2 protein-coding genes and 1 pseudogene are annotated in these 5462 nt (G+C 75.0%); 2 read left to right on the top strand and 1 reads right to left on the bottom strand.

What is annotated here, in order from left to right:
* Together DZF91_RS28965 and DZF91_RS28960 are read left to right on the top strand one after the other, a co-directional pair.
* Nucleotides 1-1543, top strand: a 1543-nt coding sequence (locus DZF91_RS28965) for an LCP family protein (RefSeq protein WP_147341431.1), incomplete at its 5' end; no start/stop codon positions are given.
* A gap of 106 nt (nt 1544-1649) precedes the next feature.
* On the top strand, nt 1650-2573 hold the full coding sequence (locus DZF91_RS28960; protein ID WP_117360292.1) for a glycosyltransferase: 924 nt from the start codon (nt 1650-1652) through the stop codon (nt 2571-2573).
* Between the two features lie 49 nt (nt 2574-2622).
* On the opposite strand, the pseudogene DZF91_RS40530 reads toward DZF91_RS28960, so the two are convergent.
* Nucleotides 2623-5462, bottom strand: a pseudogene (locus DZF91_RS40530) (hypothetical protein); the annotation flags it as partial.

The raw sequence follows: 5462 nt of genomic DNA, 5'->3' as shown, positions 1-5462 counted from the left end.
GCCGCGCCCGCCCGCGCCGAACCTGCCGCGCCCGCCCGCGCCCGGTCGGGGGCCGACGCCTTCGGTCTTCGAGAGCGCGCCTCCCGGGGCCGCGTCCGCCGAGCGTGAGGCGCCGCCGCGGACCGGGCGGACGTGGCGGGTCCTGGGCGTCCTCTCCGTGGTCATGTCGGTGCTGCTGGTCGGCGGAAGCATCACCGCGTACGCGCTGTGGCGGCGGATCGACGGACAGATCGGCCGGGAGAACGTCACCGCGCAGCTTCCCGCGCACCGTCCGCCCAAGCTGAACAGCGCGATGAACATCCTGCTCATCGGGTCCGACTCGCGGATGGGCGCGAACGCCCGGTACGGGACGGAGGTCGGCGAGCGGTCCGACACCACGATCCTGCTGCACCTGTCGCCGGGCGGCGAGCAGGCGATCGGGCTCAGCTTCCCGCGCGACTCGATGGTGCGCGTCCCGGACTGCCGGCGCCGCAACGGCAGCGTCATCCCCGGCCGCCTGGACATGATCAACTCGGCGTTCGCGCAGGGCGGCTCCGCCTGCACCTGGACGACGGTCGAGTCGCTGACCGGCATCCGCATCGACCACTTCGTGAAGGTGGACTTCACCGGCTTCAAGCGGGTCGTGGACGCCCTCGGCGGCGTCGAGATCTGCGTCCCGCGCCGCATCGACGACCCGAAGGCCGAACTGCACCTGCGCCGCGGGCGGCAGATCGTGCACGGCGACCAGGCGCTCGGCTACGTCCGCACCCGGTACGTCCTCGGGGACGGCTCGGACCTCGGCCGCATCCGCCGCCAGCAGCAGTTCATGGCGTCGGTCGTCAAGAAGGCGACCGACAAGGGGATGCTCAAGGACCCCGGCAAGGTCTACGCGTTCCTGTCCGCGGTGGCCAAGTCCATCAAGGTGGACGACCAGTTCACCATGCAGGCGATGGAGAGGCTGGCCACCGGCCTGCGTGGGATGAGCGCGGGGAAGGTGCGCTTCGTGACCGTGCCGGTCGAGCCGTATCCGGCGGACAAGAACCGCGTCCAGTTCAACGCGGCGCAGGCCGGAGCCCTCTTCCGCGCCATCCGCGACGACAACGCTCCGCCCGCCCCCGCACCGGGCGGCCCCGGCGGCCCCGCCAAGCCCGGTGGTCCGGGTGGTCCCGGCGGTCCGGGGCCGGGGCGGCCCGTCAGGCCCGTGCCGCCCGGCCAGGTCCAGGTCACCGTCCTGAACGCGACGACCGAGCGGGGCCTCGCCGGACGCGTCGCGGACCGGCTCACCGGCCGCGGATTCCGTATCGCCCGGACCGGAACGAAGAAAAGCGGCGCGCATCCGAAGACCGAAATCCTTTTCGGCCCCGGCGCGCGGCGTCAGGCGGCCACCCTCGCGGCGGCGCTCCCCGGGCATCCGCCGCGCCTGGTCCCGACCGCCGCTCCCGGCATGGTCTACCTGGTCATCGGCGCGGACGGCGCGTCCGTCGGCCCGGCGGCGCACCGTCCCCTGCCGAAGGTGGCCGGGGAGATCCGCGCCGATCAGGACGTCTGCGGACCCCAGGGATGAGTTTCTGAAAACTGCCTCACAAGGTTCACTCCCGACAGGAACCGGAAAGCCGCGTTAGGGGTATCTTGTCCGCGCGCCCCATTCCTCCCCCCGCGTCGCGAGAGACATGCCCAACGAGCCTTTCAGCCTGCTCATGACCGTGTACGGAGGCGACCGCCCCGACTACCTCCGGGACGCCTTCCACAGCGCGGTGCACGACCAGGTGCTGCGACCGGACCAGGTCGTCCTCGTCCAGGACGGTCCCGTCTCGCCCGAGCTCGCCCGGTGCCTGGAGGAGCTGGTGCGGTCCAGCCCGGTCGAGGTCACCTTCGTCGGCATCGAGGTCAACCGCGGCCTCGGCCCGGCCCTCGACCTCGGCCTCTCCGCCTGCCGGCACGACATCGTCGCCCGCATGGACGCCGACGACGTCGCGATGCCGCACCGCTTCGCCGTCCAGGTCCCGATCGTCCGGGACGGCGCGGACCTCGTCGGCGCGGGCCTGCTGGAGTTCGGCCGCTCGCTGGACGACATCGTCGGGCTCCGCACCCCGCCGAGCAGCCCGTCCGACATCACGCGCTACGCCCGCCTGCACGACCCGTTCAACCATCCGACCGTCGTCTACCGGCGGCGCGCGGTGTACGCGGCGGGCGGCTACGGCGACCTGCCGCTGATGGAGGACTACTGGCTGTTCGTCCGCATGATCGCGAACGGCGCGCGGGTCGTGAACGTGGCCGAGCCGCTCGTCCACTACCGGGTCGGGGACGGCGCGTACGAGCGGCGCGGCGGCCGTGAACTGCTGCGCTCCGAGCTCCGGCTGCAACGCGAGATGCTCCGCGCCGGACACCTCACCCGTCCGCTGTACCTGCGCAACCTCGTGGTGCGCGGCGGCTACCGCCTGGTCCCGACCGCGATCCGCCGCCCGGTCTACCGCCTCGTCGTCGCCCCCTACGGCGCCCGCCGCAACCGCGCCCGCGCGAAGGCCGCCCAGGAGACCCAGCCGGCGCTCACCCCCGCGCCGCAACCCGCGCCCCCACCCGACCCCGTCCACTGACCGGCGACGTCCCGCCCCTGGCGCTCAGCGCCCGGGGGCGGGTGCGTTGTCAGCCGGCCGGGCGGGACCAGAGGAGCGGCGCCTCGGCCTTGTCGGTGGAGTCGGCGCCGACTCCCAGGACGCCGTCGCCGAACTCGGCGAGCCCGTTCACCTGCTGGTCGCCCGTCCCCCGCAGCGCGGACGGCGTGGTCGCCAGTTTCCAGTCCGCGCCCGTCGCGGACGTCCAGACGACGACGTCGCGGGTTCCGGCGCGGCCGGTCGTCCCGGTCGCGACGAAGCCCTTCGGCGCGGCGGTCACGGCGGTCAGCTGGAAGTCGCGCGCCCCGTCCGGCAGCGGCGGACGGCTCTCCTTCCAGCTCTTGCCGCCGTCGGTGGACACGTACCCGACGGGCGCCGGGCCGGTCGAACCGATTCCGGTGCCGAGCGCCACGAGCGTCGAGTCGTGCGCGGCGATCCCGGTCAGCGCGCCGTCGGCGAGCCCGGAGGGGACCGGGAGCTGCTGGAGCGTCCACTGCACGCCGTCCGGGGAGGTCCACACCCCGGGACGGGCCGCCGGGCCTTGCCCGATCTTGGGGTCGCGGACGCCGCCGACCGCCGTGAACCCGTCGGCGGAGCCCACGGCGGCGCGCAGCCAGCGGTTGGAGTTGGGACGGGCCGCCAGCCCGTTGTCGCCGACGCTGCGCCCCCGCTGCCAGGTCTTCATGTCGGCGGAGAACCAGATGGCGCCGGAGAGGCCGTCCTCGCCGACGACGACGTAGCCCTTCGGCCCGGCCGCCGCCCCGTAGGTCGCGAGCGGGGTGTTGCGCGCGGGCTGGAACGGGGCGGCGGAGTCGACCGCCTGCCAGGTGTCGCCGTCCGCGGAGGTCAGCACGAGGGGACGGCGCGGCGAGGTCTGGTCCGAGCCGACGGCGAGCCAGCCCGCCCTGCCCGCCGCCACGTCCAGGAGCCGCTGCGGCCCGGAGCGCGTCGGCACGCCCTTGGCCCTGGTCCAGGTCCGCCCGTCGCCGCTGGTCCAGACGGCGGCGTCGCCGCCCGCGCCGCCGACGGCGACCGCCTTGCCTGCGGACGCGGCCACCGCCTCCACCGCGTGGTCGTGCCGGACGAGACCGGGAACGCGTTCCGGGTCCGCGCCGGGGAGCCGGCCACCGGAGCCGTCCCACGCGGCCAGGACCGGAGCCGGTCCGCCGCGCGGGTCCTGCCCGACCACGACCGGCTGGTCGCCGCTCAGCGCGAAGTCCTCGGCCGTGCGGCCCTCCGGCGCGTCCAGGGTGCCGCCGTCCCGCCAGGTGGACCCGTCCGCGCTGCGCGAGACCAGCAGGTCACGGCCGCGGACGACCAGCGCCGCGAAGCCCCGGTCCGAGCCCGCGAGCTGCGTCGTCATCCGGTAGCCGGCCGCCTGGACGGCGCCCCCCTTGGTCCAGGACGAGCCGTCCTTGGAGAGGTACGCCTGGGCGAAGCTCTTGCCGCCGTCGGTCACCTCGCGGATGGCGACGAAGCCCCTCGGCCCGCCGCCGACGGCCAGCCCGTGCGTCCCCTTCGGGACGGGGACGGCCGACTCCGTCCAGCTCTTGCCGCCGTTGACGGAGCGCCAGAGCTTGCGCCCGCTGTGCTTGGCGTCGACCGTGTGCATGCCCTCGACCATCAGCGTCGATCCGGACGCCGCCGCGTCGAAGAGCGAGACCCGGCCCTTGCGGATCGGCAGGCCGAGGCTTCCGCCCGCGTGCTCCTCCCAGCGCACCCCGTCCGCGGACGTCCACACCGCCGGGGCCGCGTCGCGGAAGTCGCCGCGGCGGGAGACCTCGCCGACCGCAAGGAACCCCGCGCCCCCGGCGATCAGCCGCTTGACGTGCGACTTCGGTCCGAACTCGGTGCCCGCGGGCTCGGCCTGCCGGCGCCACTGCCGGCCGTCGGAGCTCGTCCAGACCGTCCCGCCGCCGGGCCGGGAGCCGATGGCGACCCAGCCGTGCTCCGACCCGGCCACCATGGTCGGCACCTGGCCGGGGGCGGGCGCGTCCCCGTCGGTGTCCCGGACGCTCGCGGGCGCGAACGTCTTTCCGCCGTCGCCGGACACCACGAACCAGCCGCGGTCGTTCTCGCCGCCGACCGCAACGACGGTCGCGCCGACGGTCGCGACGCCGGTCAGCCGCCGGGCGCGCCCGTCCTGGACGGAGACCTGTCCCGCCGGGAAGACCGTGGCGCCGGTGCGGACGTCCTCGGTGCCGCTGCCGCCGCCGTTCCCGGAGAGGAAGAAGTATCCGCCCCCGGCCGCGGCGCCGACCACGAGAACCCCGACAAGTCCGATGACCAGCGGCTTCTTGGACCGGCTCGTCTTGGCGCGCTTCGTGCTCTTGGTGTCGGCGCGCCACGGCTCGTCGATCAGGGGCGGGGGCGCGACGGGCTGGACGCCCACGTCGGCGCCGGGCCCGGCGTCCGGCACCGGCTGCCCGAAGGGGAGGTTCGACGGCTGATCCATGATGGTGCGATCAGTGATCGTCCGGTCCGCCACCGGGGGTTGGGGCCCCCGGGCCAGGCCGCCCGCCGGGATCTCCTGCGCGTACGGGAACGGCTCGGGCGGGTTCGGCCGCCGGTCGGGGATCTCCTGCGCGTAGGGGAAGGGCTCGGAACCGGGCCGCTTGTCCGGGATCTGCTGCGCGTACGGGAAAGGCTCCGGCGACGACGGCTTGGGCGTCTCCGGAATCTGCTGCGCGTAGGGGAACGCCTCCGTAGGCGTGGGATCCGCGGGCTTCGGGTCCGTGGGCTTCGGCGGCTTGGGCGTCTCGGGGATCTGCTGCGCGTACGGGAACGGGTCCGGCGCGGGCGCGCCACTGTCGCCCGGCGCGGGGGGCGACTGGGCTCCCCGCGGCGGAACGGGCGGCGCGGGCGGTCCTG

This window comes from Actinomadura logoneensis (genome assembly GCF_003428695.1).
GTDB lineage: Bacteria > Actinomycetota > Actinomycetes > Streptosporangiales > Streptosporangiaceae > Spirillospora > Spirillospora logoneensis.
The sequence above is the reverse complement of the archived record's forward strand: the minus strand, read 5'-3'. Positions and strand labels throughout refer to the sequence as shown.

Excerpts from the sequence above, each read along its gene's own strand:
- DZF91_RS28960 (WP_117360292.1), top strand. The coding sequence starts at position 1,650 with ATGCCCAACGAGCCTTTCAGCCTGCTCATGACCGTGTACGGAGGCGAC.